General features: G+C 72.6%; 14 protein-coding genes. 7 read left to right on the forward strand and 7 right to left on the reverse strand.

Annotated features, from left to right (window positions below; genetic code table 11):
• Positions 1–148: 148 nt before the first annotated feature.
• Both HRF36_RS08000 and HRF36_RS08005 read right to left on the reverse strand, forming a co-directional pair.
• Complete coding sequence (locus HRF36_RS08000; protein WP_173208743.1) at positions 149–2,920, reverse strand: molybdopterin-dependent oxidoreductase; 2,772 nt, start codon at positions 2,918–2,920, stop codon at positions 149–151.
• Positions 2,917–3,885, reverse strand: coding sequence for an FAD binding domain-containing protein (locus tag HRF36_RS08005; RefSeq protein ID WP_173208745.1), 969 nt, complete (start codon positions 3,883–3,885; stop codon positions 2,917–2,919). Before HRF36_RS08005 ends, HRF36_RS08000 begins: the two co-directional genes overlap by 4 nt.
• Before the next feature lie 228 nt (positions 3,886–4,113).
• Between HRF36_RS08005 and uraD the strand changes: the two genes are divergently transcribed.
• Together uraD and uraH are read left to right on the forward strand one after the other, a co-directional pair.
• The gene (gene uraD / locus HRF36_RS08010) at positions 4,114–4,677 is read left to right on the forward strand and encodes a 2-oxo-4-hydroxy-4-carboxy-5-ureidoimidazoline decarboxylase (protein ID WP_173208747.1); all 564 of its coding nucleotides are present in this window, start codon (positions 4,114–4,116) and stop codon (positions 4,675–4,677) included.
• Positions 4,674–5,000 (forward strand): hydroxyisourate hydrolase, encoded by a 327-nt coding sequence (uraH, locus tag HRF36_RS08015; protein ID WP_173208757.1) that lies wholly within the window; start codon positions 4,674–4,676, stop codon positions 4,998–5,000. Before uraD ends, uraH begins: the two co-directional genes overlap by 4 nt.
• Before the next feature lie 18 nt (positions 5,001–5,018).
• Here uraH and HRF36_RS08020 read toward each other — a convergent pair whose 3' ends face one another.
• Positions 5,019–5,549, reverse strand: coding sequence for a nucleoside deaminase (locus HRF36_RS08020; RefSeq protein ID WP_173208759.1), 531 nt, complete (start codon positions 5,547–5,549; stop codon positions 5,019–5,021).
• Positions 5,546–6,439: a factor-independent urate hydroxylase gene (gene pucL / locus HRF36_RS08025; RefSeq protein ID WP_173208761.1), complete on the reverse strand. Its 894-nt coding sequence runs from the start codon at positions 6,437–6,439 to the stop codon at positions 5,546–5,548. Before pucL ends, HRF36_RS08020 begins: the two co-directional genes overlap by 4 nt.
• Positions 6,440–6,552: 113 nt before the next feature.
• Between pucL and HRF36_RS08030 the strand changes: the two genes are divergently transcribed.
• From HRF36_RS08030 to HRF36_RS08050, 5 genes are all read left to right on the forward strand, one after another.
• On the forward strand, positions 6,553–7,698 hold the full coding sequence (locus HRF36_RS08030) for an acetamidase/formamidase family protein (RefSeq protein ID WP_173208763.1): 1,146 nt from the start codon (positions 6,553–6,555) through the stop codon (positions 7,696–7,698).
• Entirely contained in the window at positions 7,691–9,379 is a 1,689-nt protein-coding gene (locus tag HRF36_RS08035; protein WP_371740080.1) for an AtzH-like domain-containing protein, read from the forward strand. The genes HRF36_RS08030 and HRF36_RS08035 overlap by 8 nt, the downstream gene beginning before the upstream one ends.
• Before the next feature lie 90 nt (positions 9,380–9,469).
• Complete coding sequence (locus HRF36_RS08040; protein WP_371740081.1) at positions 9,470–10,717, forward strand: alanine--glyoxylate aminotransferase family protein; 1,248 nt, start codon at positions 9,470–9,472, stop codon at positions 10,715–10,717.
• Positions 10,714–11,970: an allantoate amidohydrolase gene (locus HRF36_RS08045; protein WP_173208765.1), complete on the forward strand. Its 1,257-nt coding sequence runs from the start codon at positions 10,714–10,716 to the stop codon at positions 11,968–11,970. The genes HRF36_RS08040 and HRF36_RS08045 overlap by 4 nt, the downstream gene beginning before the upstream one ends.
• Positions 11,967–12,887 carry a MurR/RpiR family transcriptional regulator gene (locus tag HRF36_RS08050; RefSeq protein ID WP_217271257.1) on the forward strand — a complete coding sequence of 307 codons (921 nt, stop codon included), beginning with the start codon at positions 11,967–11,969 and terminating at the stop codon, positions 12,885–12,887. Before HRF36_RS08045 ends, HRF36_RS08050 begins: the two co-directional genes overlap by 4 nt.
• Before the next feature lie 24 nt (positions 12,888–12,911).
• On the opposite strand, the gene HRF36_RS08055 is transcribed toward HRF36_RS08050, so the two are convergent.
• Genes HRF36_RS08055 through HRF36_RS08065 form a run of 3 tightly spaced genes read right to left on the reverse strand, consistent with a single transcriptional unit; the run spans position 12,912 to position 15,803 of the window.
• Positions 12,912–13,634, reverse strand: a complete 723-nt coding sequence (locus tag HRF36_RS08055) for an MBL fold metallo-hydrolase (RefSeq protein ID WP_173208766.1) — start codon at positions 13,632–13,634, stop codon at positions 12,912–12,914.
• On the reverse strand, positions 13,631–15,025 hold the full coding sequence (allB, locus tag HRF36_RS08060) for an allantoinase AllB (protein ID WP_173208768.1): 1,395 nt from the start codon (positions 15,023–15,025) through the stop codon (positions 13,631–13,633). Before allB ends, HRF36_RS08055 begins: the two co-directional genes overlap by 4 nt.
• A complete protein-coding gene (locus HRF36_RS08065) occupies positions 15,018–15,803 on the reverse strand; it encodes a DUF1275 family protein (protein ID WP_371740082.1) in 786 nt (261 codons plus the stop codon). Before HRF36_RS08065 ends, allB begins: the two co-directional genes overlap by 8 nt.
• Positions 15,804–15,850 lie beyond the last annotated feature (47 nt).

Here is a 15,850-nt window from a genome sequence, read left to right on the forward strand (position 1 = left end):
CCTGCGTCGCACCACGAACTGAACGTCGCACCGCGCGAATTCGCGGTGCGACGTTCAGTTCATGGTGCGACTCGTGATCCGGTACGTACCGGATCAGGCTTGGGGAGAGGGGCCCAGCACGGCTCGTCCCGGCTCGGCCCGGCCCGGCTCAGCTGCCGCCGGCGAGGCGCCAGAGGCGGTCGCGTGACATGGGCAGCTCGTAGGGCCGCACCCCGAGGGCGTCGCGGATCGCGTTCGCCAGGGCCGGGGCCACCGGGTTGTAGGGCGCCTCGCTCATCGACTTGGCCCCGAGCGGGCCGAGGTCGTCGTGGGTGGTCGCGAAGTGCACCTCCGTCTGCGGCACGTCGCCGAACTTGGGCATCCGGTAGTTGCGGAACGCCGTCGTCAGCACGCGACCCTCGCCGTCGAGCATCATCTCTTCGTAGAGCGCCGTGCCGATCGCCTGGGCCGTGCCCCCCTCCACCTGTCCACGGAGCTGCTCGGGGTTCAGAACGACCCCGGCGTCCGCAGCCTGCACCGAGCGCAGCAGCCGCACCTCACCGCTCGACCGGTCGACCGCGACCTCGAAGCCGTGCACGTTGAACGCCACCGAGCGCGGGGTGCCGTCGTGGGCGCCGTCGGCGGTGAGCGGACCGTCCGCCAGCAGCCGCTCGCCGGAGACCAGCACGGTCGCGTCGGCACCCGGACCGACCCGCACCACGACTCCGCCCGCGACCACCTCGGGGGCGGTGCCGGTGTCGACGGCGTGACCCGCGCCTCCTGCGATCGCCAGGGCACGGTCGACCATCGCCGCACGCAGCTTGTGGGCGGCGGCGAGCAGGGCCTTGCCCGCGACGACGACGCCCGCCGAGCCGTAGGCGCCCGTGTCGTAGCGGGCCACGTCGGTGTCCGACTGCCGGACGACGACCCGGTCGGGCGTCGTGCCGAGCGCCGACGCGACGAGCTGGGTGTGCACCGTCGTGGTGCCGTTGCCGAACTCGGCGGTGCCGACGCCGACGTCGTAGCGGCCGTCGGGCAGCAACTCGATCGACGTGTCGGCGAAGTGACCCCGTGGCGGGATCGTCGCGATCATCGCCAGGGCCATGCCGCGTCCGGTCGACCAGGTCGGGCCGACGGGGGCAGGAGGCGCACCCGCGGGGGCAGGAGACCCCAGCGCCTGCTCGACCAGGTCGAGGCACTGGTCCAGCCCGTAGCTGCCGATCAGCAGGTCGCTCTCTTCGTCGGGGTCGGTGACCACCATCGGATCGCCGGGGACGACGACGTTGCGCCGGCGCAGCTCGAACGGGTCGATGCCGAGCTCGCGGGCGAGCTCGTCCATCGCCGACTCGACGGCGAACACGACCTGGCCGAGCCCGTAGCCGCGGAACGCCCCCGAGGGCAGGTTGTTCGTGTAGACCGACTCGGCGTCGACGCGCTTGTTCGGGCAGCGGTAGACGCTGGTCGACTCGTGCACCGAGTGGTACATCACGCCGACGCCATGGTTGCCGTAGGCGCCGGTGTCCATCAGCTGGTCGACGTGCAACGCGGTCAGCACGCCGTCGCTCGTGGCCCCGACCCGCACGCGGACGCGCATCGGGTGACGGGTCGGGGCGATCGTGAACTCGTCCTCGCGGGTGAACTCGTACTGCACGGGTCGACCGGTACGCAGCACGGCCAGGGCCACGAGGTCTTCGGTGATCAGCTCTTGCTTGCCGCCGAAGCCGCCGCCGACACGGGCGGCGACGACGCGAACCTGCTCCTGTGGCAGGTCGAAGACGTGGGCCAGCTCGTCTCGCACGAGGAACGGCACCTGGCTCGCCGTGCGGATCACGAGGCGTCCGTCGTCGTCGAGCCAGCCGCGGGAGGCATGTGTCTCGAGCGCTCCGTGCGAGACGCGCTGCGTCCGCCACGTGCCCTCGACCACCGCGTCGGCCGCCGCCAGGCCCGCCTCGACGTCTCCGGTCTCGTCGTGCATCGCGGCCACGGTGTTGCGCTCGGGGTACGCGATGCGCGACACCTCGCTGGTCTTCTCCCCGTGCAGCAGAGGGGCGCCCGGCGTCCGCGCCGCCTCGGGGTCGAACACGGCGGGGAGCGGTTCGTACCCGACGACGATCGCGGCCAGGGCGTTCGTCGCCGTGCGGACGTCGTCGGCGACCACCGCGGCGACCCGCTGCCCGCGGAACCGCAGCACGGGGTCGAGCACGAGACCGTCGTCGGGATCGTCCTCGCGGTCCTCGTGACGACCGGTCGAGAACAGCGTCGTGGGGGAGTCGCGGTGCGTCAGCACCAGGTGCACGCCAGGCATCGCCTCGGCGGCGCTCGTGTCGATCGAGGTGATGCGGGCGTGGGCGTGCGGGCTGCCGAGCACGGCGAGGTGCAGCAGTTTCGTCGTGCTCCGGAAGTCGAGCGTGAAGGGTTCCGCGCCGGACACGACGCGCATCGCCGCGGGGGCCTTGACCGACCGACCGGCCGCCTCGCCGTCGGCCGGGGCCACCGTGTTCGTGACACCACAGATCGCGTCGCCGATCGCCCGGTAGCCCGTGCACCGGCAGAGGTTGCCCTTCAGGAGGCGCGGCAGATCGCTCGCGTCGGCCTCGGTGAACGTCGAGGCCGTCACCACCATGCCGGCCGTGCAGAAGCCGCACTGGAATCCGGCCGCGTCGGCGAAGGCCTGCTGCACGGGGTGGGGATGCTCGGGGGTGCCGAGGCCGGCCGCCGTCGTCACGGCCCGACCCTCGAGTCGGTGCGCCGGGTAGATGCACGAGTGCACGGGCTCGCCGTCGACCAGCACCGAGCAGGCGCCGCAGTCGCCCGCGTCGCAGCCCTTCTTGACCGAGTGCACACCGTTCTCACGCAGTACCGTCCGCAACACCTGACCGGGTGCGACCTCGGCGTCGAGGGGCAGGCCGTCGACCTCGAACGTGACGTGTCTCGGGGTCATGGCGCGCCTCCCGGGCTCGTGGGGGTGGTCGGGGACGGGGTGCCGGTGAGGGCACGGGCAGCGGGGCTTCGCGGGTCGTGGGTCGGCTCGCCGTGTGGTCGCGTGCGTTCCGCCCCGGTGCCCGCGGTGGCGGACGGTGCGGGCGCGGGCCGGCCGAGTTCGACGCGCAACTCGTCGGCGAAGCGCGCGCTCATGGCGCGACGCCAGTCGGGGGCACCGTGCGGGTCGGAGTACCAACAGTCGACGCCGGCCACCGCCTCGGCCAGGGCCCGTTCGCCGGGCAACTCGTCGAAGCGCAGCTGGACGGGACGGGTCGTCCCCGCCGTGATCGTGACGACGAACTCGCCGTCGAGGCCGAGGCGGGCCGTGACCAGCGTCCCCGAGCGGCCCAGGGGGCTCAACGAGATGCGTCGGAACCCGGTGCGCGATCGCAGCGAGTCGAGTGGCACCTCGAGCGTGCGCAGCACCTCGCCCGGCTCGAGTGCGTTCTGCACGACCCCCGTGACGAAGGTCGCGACGGGCAAGCGCCGCTCACCGCCGTCGGTGGTCCAGACGACGGCCGTGGCGTCGAGGGTGGCCATCAGCGACGTCATGGCGCCCGCCGGCAAGCCGAGGGCGACGTTGCCGCCGACCGTCGCGACGTTCCAGATCTTGAACGAGGCCAGCAACGAGTTCGCGCACTGGTCGATCAACGGGTGGGCGGCCCAGTCGTCGTCGGCGGGCAGCCTCAACAACTCGGCGATGGTGCAGGTGGCGGCGATGCCGACGACGTCACCGCTAACGGCGTCGGTGCCGCGCTCGATCGGCGTCCACCCGAGCGAGGTCAGGTCGACCAGGCCGGTCAGCCCGGGCTGCCGTTCGGAGAACAGCCACGTGCCTCCGCCGAGGGGGCGTTCGCCGGGCGCGAAGACGACCTCGTCCCGTCGTGACGGGGTACGGATCTCGCGAACGGTGGTCAGGTCCATGGGACGACCCACTCTGCACGACCGGGGTTTCGAGCATGTGTCGGAACGCTCGGCGTCGAACGACCGTCGCGTCGTCGAACCACGCCCGGGGGTGGTTCGGTGACACGGACGTGGTGCGACCCGCCACCCACCATGACGGGCCAGGGGGCCGTCTCACCCGACGCCCGGGAGGCGCCGGTCGGCCAGCCGCACCCGTCGCCTCGGGGCACCGTGGCTAGGGTGTGCGTCATGATCGAGCTCGACGAGGCCACCCTGCGTTCGCACCTGCTGACCGCCCTGAGTGTCGAGCGATGGGCCGACGGTGTCGCCGCGCAGGCGCCGTTCGCCGACGCCGACGCACTGATCACGGTCGCGGCCGCAGCCGCCACGCCGCTCAGCGCCGCCGAGATCGACGAGGCCATGTCGCACCACCCGCGCATCGGCGAGAAGCCGGCCGGCGACGGCGCCGCGCAGGAGTTCAGTCGACGTGAGCAAGGGTCCGCGGTCGACGCCGACGACGAGGCCCTCGCACAGCTGCTGGCCGAGGGCAACGCCGCGTACGAGCAGCGCTTCGGCCGGGTGTTCTTGATCCGTGCCGCCGGTCGGAGTCGGGCCGAGATCGTTGGTGAGCTGCAGCGGCGGCTCAGGCTCGACGACGACACCGAGCTGAGGATCGTGGGGGGCGAGCTGCGCGACATCGCGCTGCTGAGGCTCCAGGCGACCTTCGCGGACGCCGGAGACTCCGCCGACGCCGCCGATTCCGCCGACGCCGCCCGGGCGACGTCCACCGACCGCGACGAGGTCGGAGCATGAGCCACGTCACGACGCACGTCCTCGACGCCGCACTGGGCCGCCCGGCGGCCGACGTTCCCGTCGCGCTCCACGACGACCATGGAGTCGAACTCGGCACCGGCGTGACGAACGCCGACGGGCGCGTGCCCGAACTCGGCCCGGACGCCCTGCCCGCCGGCGATTACCGACTCGTCTTCGAGACCGCCGCCTACTTCTCGGCCGCGCAGCGAGACACGTTCTACCCGCGGGTGACGATCGACTTCACCCTCGCCGACGAGTCGAGTCACTACCACGTGCCCGTTTTGCTCAGCCCGTTCGCGTACTCGACCTACCGCGGCAGCTGACCCCCCTCGCACGCCGGCTCAGTAGTCGGTGCGGTGGTCGTGGGTCGCCCACGCCTCGAACGGCGCCGGCGCGTTCGCCGGGCGCACCTCGTCGACGGGGAGGTCCCAGGTCGACCGGTCGCGCGCGAACAGCTCGTAGAACTCGAGGTCGTCGAAGCCACCTCGTGCGGCGTCGTGGCGGTCGGCCGCGTAGACGACCCGGTCGACGCGCGCCCAGAGCGAGGCCGACAGGCACAGCGGGCACGGCTCGCACGAGGTGTACAGCGTCGTGCCGGCGAGCGAGAAGTCTCCGACCACCTGGCAGGCCGCACGGATCGCCGTGACCTCGGCGTGCGCGGTGGGGTCGAGGTTGGCCGTGACCCGGTTCTGCCCCTCGGCCACGAGCTCGTCCCCGCGGACGATGACCGCGCCGAACGGCCCGCCTCCGTTCGCGACGTTCTCGACGGCCAACTCGATCGTTCGTGCCAGCCAGCGGGCGTCGGCGGCGTCGGTCACGGTGTCTCCTCGGGGTGCGGCAGGCGTGGGATCGGTCGACTCGGCGACGCTCATGCGAGACCCGCCGAGGCGCGCCAGGCGTCGTGGGCCGGCGGCGCGTCGTCACGCAGCACGGTGGCTTCGATCAGACCATACGGCCGGTCGGCGGCCCAGAACACCTCGCCCGGGTTCTCGAGACCGAAGGGTGCCAGGTCGTAGGCGAAGTGGTGCCTGTTGGGCGCCTTGAGGCGTACCTCGACGATCGACGGGATCGCCTCGAGGACTGCCGTGCCCATGTGCCACAGGGTCTGTTGCAGCGCGAGCGACTGCAGGGTGGCGAACTCGCGGACCATCAGGCGCTTCACGTCGGCGTACGTGGCCTCCCAGTCGACGTCCGTCGTGCCGAAGCGCCACTTCGCGTCCAACGACGTCGCCATGACCCGGTCGTGCGTCTCGGGCAGGGTCGTGAACTCGTCGGTCAGGAATCCGGCGAACTCTGACCCGGTCGACTTGAGCAGGACCAGGTCTTTCAGGCCGCCCACGACGTACTCGCCGGTGTCGTCCACCGTGACGGCGGCGGTGCGTACCTCTTGCCCCGAGCGCAGCCAGGTGTGGTCGTGCTCCGCGCCGTCGACGACGGCCCGCTGCCAGTCGTACTGCTCGATCTCGACGCGGGCACCGGTGACCGGCTCGACGTCGTGCACGAAGTGGCGGGCGAGTTCGAGCCCGAAGCGCTCGACGGCCTCGACGCCCTTCGACTTCGCGAAGGCGAACGCGGTGTTCTTCTGGGTGTCCGTCGGCAGGACGGCGCTCTGGTCGCCCCGCAGATACGCCGCGTCGAACGGACCGCGCAACGCCGTCGTGACGTTGACGTCGCGGATCTCGTGTCGGGGCCCGTCGCGGTAGAAGCGCACGAGTCGCGACTCCGCTTTGCCGTACTGGTTGTCGCCGAGGATGATCGCCATGCGGCGATGATCACACAGCCGTGTGAACGACTTGTTTCACGATCGGCGCATTGTGAACAACTCGTTTCAGAAGGCTTATCGGGACGAGGCGTCCACTCGCTACTGTGCTGGGCATGGCGATCTCCGACGCGACTCCGGCACCCCACGCGGGCCCCGTTCCCGCGACCCCGATCCTGCAACCGTTGGCTCGGGGCGATCGAGACGAGGGGGTCGTCTACCTGCCCGCGACCCCTGCCACGACGCTGTGGGGGCGCCTGCCCTGCGCTGCCGACGAGCCCGTGCTCACGATCGACCCGGGCACCGCCGTCCTCATCGACACCCTCAGCCACGAGGGCGTGCTCGACGACCAAGGGCGTGACCCCCTGGCTTTCTTCGCCCGCCACGGGGTACCCGCCGAGCACGTGCTCGACGACGCGGTCGCGCTGGCCGCGGCCGATGACGACCAGCACGGTCGCGACCCGGGTGCCGACGGTCCGCACGTCGTGACGGGGCCCATCGCGATCCGCGGAGCGCAGCCCGGCGACGTCGTCACGATGACCCTGCTCGACGCGACACCGCGGGTGCCCTACGGCGTCATCTCGAACCGGCACGGCCGCGGCGCCCTGGCCGGTGAGTTCCCGCTCGAGGCCGGCCCGGTCAGCGTCTTCGCGGCGGTGGACCACGAGCCCGACGGCTCGCTCGTCGGCACCTTGCCGCTCGTGCCGGGTGCCGACCACACCGTGCGATTCCCCCTGCATCCCTTTCTCGGCATCATGGGCGTCGCCGTGGCGGGCGACGAGCGACCGCATTCGGTGCCTCCCGGGACGCACGGGGGCAACATCGACATCGCCCTGCTGACCGAGGGCGCTTCGCTGCACCTGCCCGTCCAGGTGCCCGGGGCCCTGGCGTACGTCGGCGATCCCCACTTCGCCCAGGGCGACGGCGAGGTCGCGCTCACGGCGATGGAGGCCAGCCTGCGGGTCACCGTCCGGTTCGACCTGGTGCCTCGGGCCGAGGCCGTGGCGCTGTTCGGCGAGATCGCCGGGCCGCTGGCCGAGACGGCCGAACTGCTCGTGCCCACCGGTCTCGACGAAGACCTCGACGAGGCGGTCCGCGCCTGCGTCCGGGCGGCGATCGATCTGATCGAGGCCCGCTACGGCATGGACCGCAGCCTCGCCTACGCCTATCTCTCGGCCGCGACCGACTTCGACATCTCGCAGGTCGTCGACCTGGTCAAGGGCGTCCACGCCCGCATCCGCAAGGCGGACTTCGGTGGCTGACGCGATGCGTGCCGACGTGCCCGGTCCCGAGGAGGCGCGGGTCGGCTCGGGCACCGTCCCCACGACCGTCGACGGCGACCTGCCCGACGGCCTGATCGCCGCGTTCGACGCCTACGAGCAGGCACTCGCGGCCGATGACCAGGTCGCGCTCGCGGCGTCCTTCGAGCCGACCGCCACCGTGATGCGCGCCGACGCCGGTGGTCTGCTGGTCGGGCACGACGCCATCACGGCCTTCCGGGGCCGGCGCGGGTCGGGGCCGGTTCGTCGTGTGGTCGAGTGCCACGTGCGGGTCGTCGACGCCGACGCCGCGCTGATCGTGTCCGTGAACGCTCCGGCCTCCGGCGGGCGCGGGGTCGTCACGCAGCTCTGGCGCCGCGAGCCGCGGACGGGGTCGGGTCGTGGTCGCCCCTGGCGCATCGCGTCGGCGCAGGTGCAGGCGCCGCCTCCCGCGATCGACCGGCGGGTCTGGCGGGTCGTGGGCGAGCCGCTGGTCTCGGGGCGTCGCGACGACGGGGTGACCGGTGCCGCGCCTCCTGCGGGCTCTCGGGCCCTCGTCGGCGAGACCGTCGCCGTGAAAGACCTGTTCGCCGTCGCGGGCCACGCGATCGGTGCCGGGGTGCCTGCCCGTCTCGCCGGTGCGGCCCCCGAGCCCCGGCACGCGGCCGCGGTCCAGCACCTGCTCGACGCCGGGGCCGACCTGCGCGGCATCGCGCAGACCGACGAGTTCGCCTACAGCATCGCCGGACGCAACTCCGCCTACGGCACCCCGCCCAACCCGGCCGCGCCGGGGGCGATCTCGGGTGGTTCGACCAGCGGCCCGGCGGCGGCCGTGGCCCTCGGGCAAGCGAGCATCGGCCTCGGGACCGACACGGGCGGGTCGCTCCGGGTGCCGGGGTCGTACCAGGGGCTCTGGGGCATCCGTACCACGCACGGCGCCGTCGACCGTGCCGGGCTGCTGCCCCTCGCGCCGAGCTTCGACACGGTCGGCTGGGTGACACGTGACGTCGACACCCTCCGCCGGTCGGCCGCGTCGTCGCTGCGGTCGGCCGACCAGGTGTCGGTCGAGCCGTCGTACGTGGTCGACCCGGGGCTGCTCTCGTCGGTCACGCCCGGTGTACGAGCCGAGTTCGGGCGGGCCCTCGACGAGGCGACCGCGGCAGGGCGCATCCCGCGTCCCGAGCCGGTCGTCCTGGGCGACGTCGCGCACCTGTTCGAGCTGTTCCGTGTGCTGCAGGCGTTCGAGGCCTGGCAATCCGACGGGGACTGGATCACCGCGCATCCCGGCGAACTCGCCGCGGACGTCTCGGCTCGTTTCGCGTTCGGCGCGACGGTCTCGCCCCGGCAGGCCGAGGAGGCGCGGGTCGCCCTCGCCCACGAACGTCGCCGCCTCGAGGCCCTCCTCCAGGGGCGTGTGCTGCTGCTGCCGAGTGCGTCGTCGGCCGCCCCGTCGCTCAGTGCCACGGCGGCCGAGGTGGATGCCGTCCGCTCGGCCACGCTCGGTCTGACCTGCATCGCCGGCGTGCTCGGGGCTCCTGCCGTCTCGGCGCCCGTCCTCGAGGTGCCCGTCGCCGCCGGGCGGCGCGCACCCGTCGGGCTGTGCCTCGTGGGGCCACGCGGCGCGGACCTCTCCTTGGTCGAGCTCGCGGCGACTTGGGCGACCTGGGCGACCTGGGCGACCTGATGCTCGCCTCGGACGGCGACCTGATGCTCGCCTCGGACGGCCGCCGACGCGTTCACCTGCATGAAACACGGGTTGCGTAGGGTGGGCCGGGTGAAACGAGTCTTCCAGCCGATCGACCCGCCCGCCCGCCTGCTGATGGGCCCCGGGCCGATCAACGCCGACCCCCGGGTCCTCCGCGCGATGTCGGCTCAGCTCGTGGGGCAGTACGACCCCGCCATGACGGCCTACATGGACGAGACGCAGGCGCTGTACCGCGAGGTGTTCCAGACCGCCAACGAGCAGACCCTGCTCGTCGACGGCACCTCGCGGGCCGGCATCGAGGCCTCGCTCGTGTCCCTGATCGAGCCGGGCGACAAGGTGCTCGTGCCCGTCTTCGGTCGATTCGGGCACCTGCTGCGCGAGATCGCCGAGCGTTGTGGGGCAGAGGTCCACGTCATCGAGGTGCCGTGGGGGCAGGTGTTCGCCCTCGAGACCATCGTCGAGGCGATCGAGCGCGTCCAGCCGAAACTGCTCGCGGTCGTGCACGGTGACACCTCGACGACCGTCGCCCAGCCCCTCGACGGGCTCGGAGAAGCCTGCGCCCGCCACGGCGTGCTGTTCTACACCGACGTCACGGCATCGATCGTCGGCAACACCTTCCGCACCGACGAGCTCGGGCTGGACGCCGTCAGCGCCGGCCTGCAGAAGTGCCTCGGCGGCCCCTCGGGGTCGTCGCCCGTCACCTTCAGCGAGCGAGCCGTGGACGTCATCCGGGCCCGCACGTCCATCGAAGCCGGAATCCGTGGTGACGGCGACACGACGAGCGCCCGCCGCATCGCCTCGAACTACTTCGACCTCGCGATGATCTTCGACTACTGGGGGCCGCAACGCCTCAACCACCACACCGAGGCGACCACGATGCTCTGGGGCGCCCGTGAATGCGCCCGCCTGGTGGTCGACGAGGGCGTCGACGCCGTGGTCGCCCGACACGAGCTGCACGGTCGCGCCATGCTCGCGGGCGTGCTGGGGCTCGGCCTCGAGACCTTCGGTGACCTCGCTCACAAGATGAACAACGTCGTCGCCGTGGTGATCCCCGACGGTGTCGACGGCGACCGGGTGCGCGGCGCCCTGCTCACCGACTTCGGCATCGAGATCGGCACCTCGTTCGGCCCCCTGCACGGCAAGGTCTGGCGCATCGGCACGATGGGCTACAACGCGCGTCGCGACACCGTGCTCACGACCCTCGCCGCGCTCGAGGCCGTGCTCCGGCGCGAGGGTGCGCCGATCACGAGTGGCGGCGGGGTCGGCGCCGCCTACGACGTCTACCTCGACGCCGACCGAGCAGGAGGCGCGGCGTGAGCGACGAGGCCCGTCTCGTCCTCGAGCGCTGCGATGCCCTGGCCGCCGTCTCGAGCAGTCCGACCGGCATCGAGCGCGTGTACCTCTCGCCCGAGCACGCTCGCGTCAACGCGATGGCCGGCGAGTGGATGACACAGGCCGGCATGACGACGTGGCAGGACGCCGCCGGCAACCAGCGCGGTCGCTACGAGGGCACCGAGCCGGGCCTGCCCGCCCTGCTGCTCGGCTCGCACCTCGACACCGTGCCCGACGCCGGACGCTACGACGGCATCCTCGGCGTGCTCCTCGGCATGGCCCTGGTCGAACGTCTCGAGACCGCGGGCAGTCGTCTGCCCTTCGCGATCGAGGTGCTCGCCTTCGGTGACGAAGAGGGCACCCGCTTCGGTACCGCGCTGCTCGGTTCGCGGGCGGTCGCCGGCACCTGGCAGCCCGAGTGGTGGTCCCTGGTCGACGCCACGGGCACGACGTTGCGCGACGCGTTCCGAGCCTTCGGCCTCGACCCCGACCGGGTGACCGACGCCGCGTACGACCCCGCCGACGTCGTGGGCTACCTCGAGACCCACATCGAGCAGGGCCCCTACCTCGAAGAGGCCGACCGGGCCCTCGCCGTGGTCTCGTCGATCGCCGGCGCGCGGCGCTTCGACCTGTCCCTGACCGGGGTCGCCGGCCACGCGGGCGGCGTGCCGTTCCACCGGCGCCACGATGCGCTCGCCGGGGCCAGCGAGATCGTCCTGGCGGTCGAACGCCTGGCGCGAGAAGCCGGCTGCGTCGCCACGGTCGGCCGGCTGCAGGCTTTCCCCGGCGGGGTGAACGTGATTCCCGGGTTCGTCGAGTTCAGCCTCGACCTCCGCGCCGAGCACGACGACCGACGTGACGAGGTCTGGGCCGACATCCAGGCCGTCGCCGCCGAGGTCGGAGGGCGTCGCGGCCTCACCTTCTCGGTGGACGAGACCCACCGTGCGCCGGCCGTCGTCGCCTCACCGCGCCTCCGGGGATTCGTCCGCGACGGCATCGCCGCCACGGGAGACGTCGACCCGATGGTCCTGTTCTCGAAGGCCGGGCACGACGCCATGGCCGTCGCCGAGCTGACGGAGTGGGCCATGGTGTTCGTCCGCTGCGGCAACGGGGGCATCAGCCACCACCCCGACGAGACCGTCACGATGGCCGACGTGGCCGTCGCACTCGATGCCTTCGAGGCCACCGTGCAGGCGATCGCGGCGGCGCACCCGGCCGTGGCGCAGGCCTCCGCGTGAGCGGGCTCCGCATCGACGACACGCTCGGGGACGCTGCCGACGGCGCCAAGCCGGCGAAGGACGCAGGAGGCGCGGGCCCGGTCGAAGGGGCGGGCATCCGCGACCGCATCGATTCGGGCTACGGCCGCCTCTCGCCACGAGAACAACGAGCCGCCGACTTCATCCTCGACCACCTGGACGATCTCGCCGTCTACACCGCCACCGAGATCGCCGAGCGGAGCGGCGTCTCGAAAGCCACGGTGTCGCGGTTGTTCCGACGGCTCGGCTTCACCGACGCGCAAGAGGTGCGCGACCAGGCGCGGGCGTCGCGGAGCCGTGGCGTACCGGTCGGGCCGACCCGCGCCTCCGGCGGCCTCGCCGAGCACGCCGAGGCCGAACGACGAAACCTCGACCTGATGCTGTCGGGGCTGGCCGACGGCCGGCTCGAGCGGGCCGCCACGGTGGTCGCCGGTGCCGAGCGGGTCGTCGTGGCGGGATTCCGCAACAGCTACCCGGTGGCGCTCCACCTGCGGCAGCAGCTGGTCCAGGCACGGGACGACGTGCGCGTCGCGCCGCAGCCGGGCCAGTCCATCGGCGAAGAGCTGGTCGGGCTCGGGGCACGGGACGTCGTCGTCCTGGTGGGGTTCCGCCGTCGGCCGGCCGGGTTCGCCGGCGTCCTGTCGGCGCTGGCCGCCCGCGGTGTGCCCGTGGTGCTGATCGCCGACCCGTCGCTGCGCGGGGTCGAGGTGACGGTACGACTCGATTGTCCGGTCGAGACCCCGGCACCCTTCGACAGCTACGCCGGCGCGATGAGCCTGGTCGCGCTGCTGGCGGGTGCCGTGCTGACCGAGACCGTCCGGGCCGGACGACCAGGGGCAGGCCGCAGCCGTGTCGCCGAGGTCACCGAGCTGTACGCCGAGCTGAGCGAACTCGAATAGCACGCGATCCGCGTCACGGCTCGCTCAGTGCCGCAGAGCCGGCCCGTGGCCGGGCAGCACGACCCGCGCCCCTCGGTCGACCAGTCGGCCGTAGGTGCGCCCCGCCTCGGCGAGGTCGGAGTGGAAGATCGGGTGAAGCATCTGCACGCCCTCGAGCCGCGAGGTCGGGTGGCCGGTGACGAGGGCGTCGCCGGTGATCAGCACGTCGTCGTCGGGCAGCGCGAAGACGGTGTGCCCGGGGGTGTGGCCCACGGCCGTCGTGGGGACGACGCGATGACCGCTGAACGTGCGGGTCACCCCGAGCTCGAGCGGCAGGACGTCGGCCACCGCCACGTCGCCCAGGCCGCCCGCGCGCACCGCGTGCAGGACCCAGCGGGCGAACCGGGGCTTGTACAGGTGCGGCAGCACGTCGCGGACGCCGACCTGGTGCAGCTGTTCGCGCGTCACGTTCGGCACCTCGGCGGGTGCCGCGAGGACCTCGAACCGGTGTCGCCGGCGCAGGGCCGTGATCGTGCCGATGTGGTCGCTGTGCCCGTGCGTCACGAGCACCGACGTGAGACGCGCGTCGCCCTCGTTCGTCGCCGCCACCGCCCGCAGCGACGACTCCACGAGGTCCAGGTCGGCCGGATACCCCGCGTCGACGAGCGTCAGGGTGCCGCCACCCACGAGGATCGTCCAGTTCGACGCCGGGCCCTCGACGAAATGCACTCCCGGTGCGACCTCGACCGGGGCGCTGCTGCCCCTCACGAGGCGAGCCCCGGGTCGGGTCGGACGAGCAACCGCGCAGGAGGCGCGCTCGGCCCCGCCAGCCGGCCGCCCACCCACGTCGCCGCGACCTCGCCGAACAGGCGTGCGTGGTCGTACGCGGTCACGGGGTTGCGGTGCGAGAGGTCGTCGACGTCGATCGTCACGCGTGTCTCGGGGGCGAAGGCGACGAGGTCGGCATCGGCGCCGACGCCGATGCGTCCCTTCGTGGGCAGTCCAACGAGGGCTGCGGTGCCCCGCGACATCCAGCCCACGACGCTCTCGAGGGCGATGCCCCGCTGACGGGCTCCCGTCCACACGGCGCGGAAGCTCAGCTCGAGGCCCGAGATGCCGCCCCACGCCACGTCGAAGTCGCCGTGTGCGGCGTCGGGGCCACCGGCGAACTTCAGCTCGCGGGTCGACGGGGAGTGATCACTCGCGACGATGTCGATCGTGCCGTCGACCAGCGCCTGCCAGAGCAGTTCGCGGTTGGCCTCGCCACGGATCGGCGGGCAGCACTTGAACTGCGTCGCGCCGTCGCCGATGTGCTCGGCGTCGAAGGTCAGGTAATGCGGGCAGGTCTCGACCGTCAGCCGCAAGCCCTCGGCCTTGGCGGCCCGGATGGCCTCGAGTGCCGTCGCCGACGAGAGGTGCAGCACATGGGCGCGCCCGCCCGTCGCACGGAGGGCCTCGATCACGTGCTCGATCGCCGTGCACTCGACCACGTCGGGACGCGAGCGGACGAAGGCGTCGTACGCCGCGCCTCCTGCCGGGGTCGCGGCCGCGGCCGCGGCCGCATCGAGCCCCTCGGGGTCTTCGGCGTGCACGATCAGCAGCCCGTCGAACTCGGCCAGCTCGGCCATCGCCGCGTGCAGCTGCTCGGTCGACAGGTGGGGGAACTCGTCGACACCCGATGGGGACAGGAACGCCTTGAACCCGAAGACGCCGGCCTCGTGCAGCGCCCGCAGGTCGCCCGTGCCGAGGTTCGCCGGGATCGCCCCGCCCCAGAATCCGACGTCGACGACCGACTGCGGGCCGGCGGCGGCGCGTTTCTGGTCGAGGGCGTCGACGGTCGTCGTCGGTGGGATGCTGTTCAGAGGCATGTCGACGATCGTCGTGACACCGCCGGCGGCAGCGGCGCGAGTCGCGGTCGCGAACCCCTCCCACTCGGTGCGGCCGGGCTCGTTGACGTGCACGTGACTGTCGACGACGCCGGGCAGCAGCACCTGGTCGTCGGGCAGGGTCACGTCGACGGTGGCATCCACCTCGTCGGCGTAGTCACCGATCGCGACGACCCGGCCGTCACGGACGACGACGCTCGCCTCGCGCCAGTCGCCGTCGACCAGCGCACGGCGGGCCCGGACGACGAGGTCGTGCCGGTCGGTGTCAGGCACGAGCGGCCCCGTTCGCCCCGCTGGTCGCCGAGCGAGCCTCCTCGATGTCGCCCGAGCCCGAGGCGGCGGCCGCAGCCGCTGCCTCGCGTGCCTCGAGCTCGCGCCGCCGCTCACGCAGCAGGTGACCGGCCAGTGCGACGAGCAGCGTCAGCCCGCCCGCGACGCCCATGCCGACGCCGATGTGCACCTGCAGCAGCAGGGCCCCGACGCCCGCCCCGGCGAGGATGAGCACCACGGCGAGCACCCGTCGTGGGAAGTTCTTGCCCGTGCCCCCGGCGAGCTTGGACTCGGACGCGAGGCCCACGATCGTCGACGTGACGACGACGGTCGTGACGTCGGCGACGGCGATCTTGCGGGCCGCAGCCGCCTGCAGTCCCATCGCGGCGCCGAGCAGACCGGTGATCGTGAAAGCCCACGGCGTGTTCTCTTCGGGAACGAAGAAGAACGTCGAGACGCCGAGCCCGAGCAGCACGCCGCCCGTCACCCCGAACGAGGTCGTGCTGCGGCCCGACCAGCCGGCCCGGCCGCCACGCAGCACCCGGCCACCGATCGCGGCACCGAGCAGGAAGGCGGCGAGGGCGACGATCGGCCCGACGATCGGAAGGCCGTCGGCCTGAGCGATGGCCATGCCCAGGATGACCACGTTGCCCGTCATGTTCGCGGTGAACACCCGGTCGAGGCCGAGGTAGCCGACGGCGTCGATGATGCCGGTGGTGAACGTCAACGTCAGCATCATGACGAGGTGCATGCGCGCCTGGTTGCGGCGGAATCTCTTCACGGGGGTCCTCTGGTGCTCGGCGCCGCGGGACACGGCGGGGCGGGCGA

The sequence above is a fragment of the Frigoribacterium sp. VKM Ac-2836 genome (genome assembly GCF_013248995.1).
In the GTDB taxonomy this organism is placed as follows: domain Bacteria; phylum Actinomycetota; class Actinomycetes; order Actinomycetales; family Microbacteriaceae; genus Frigoribacterium.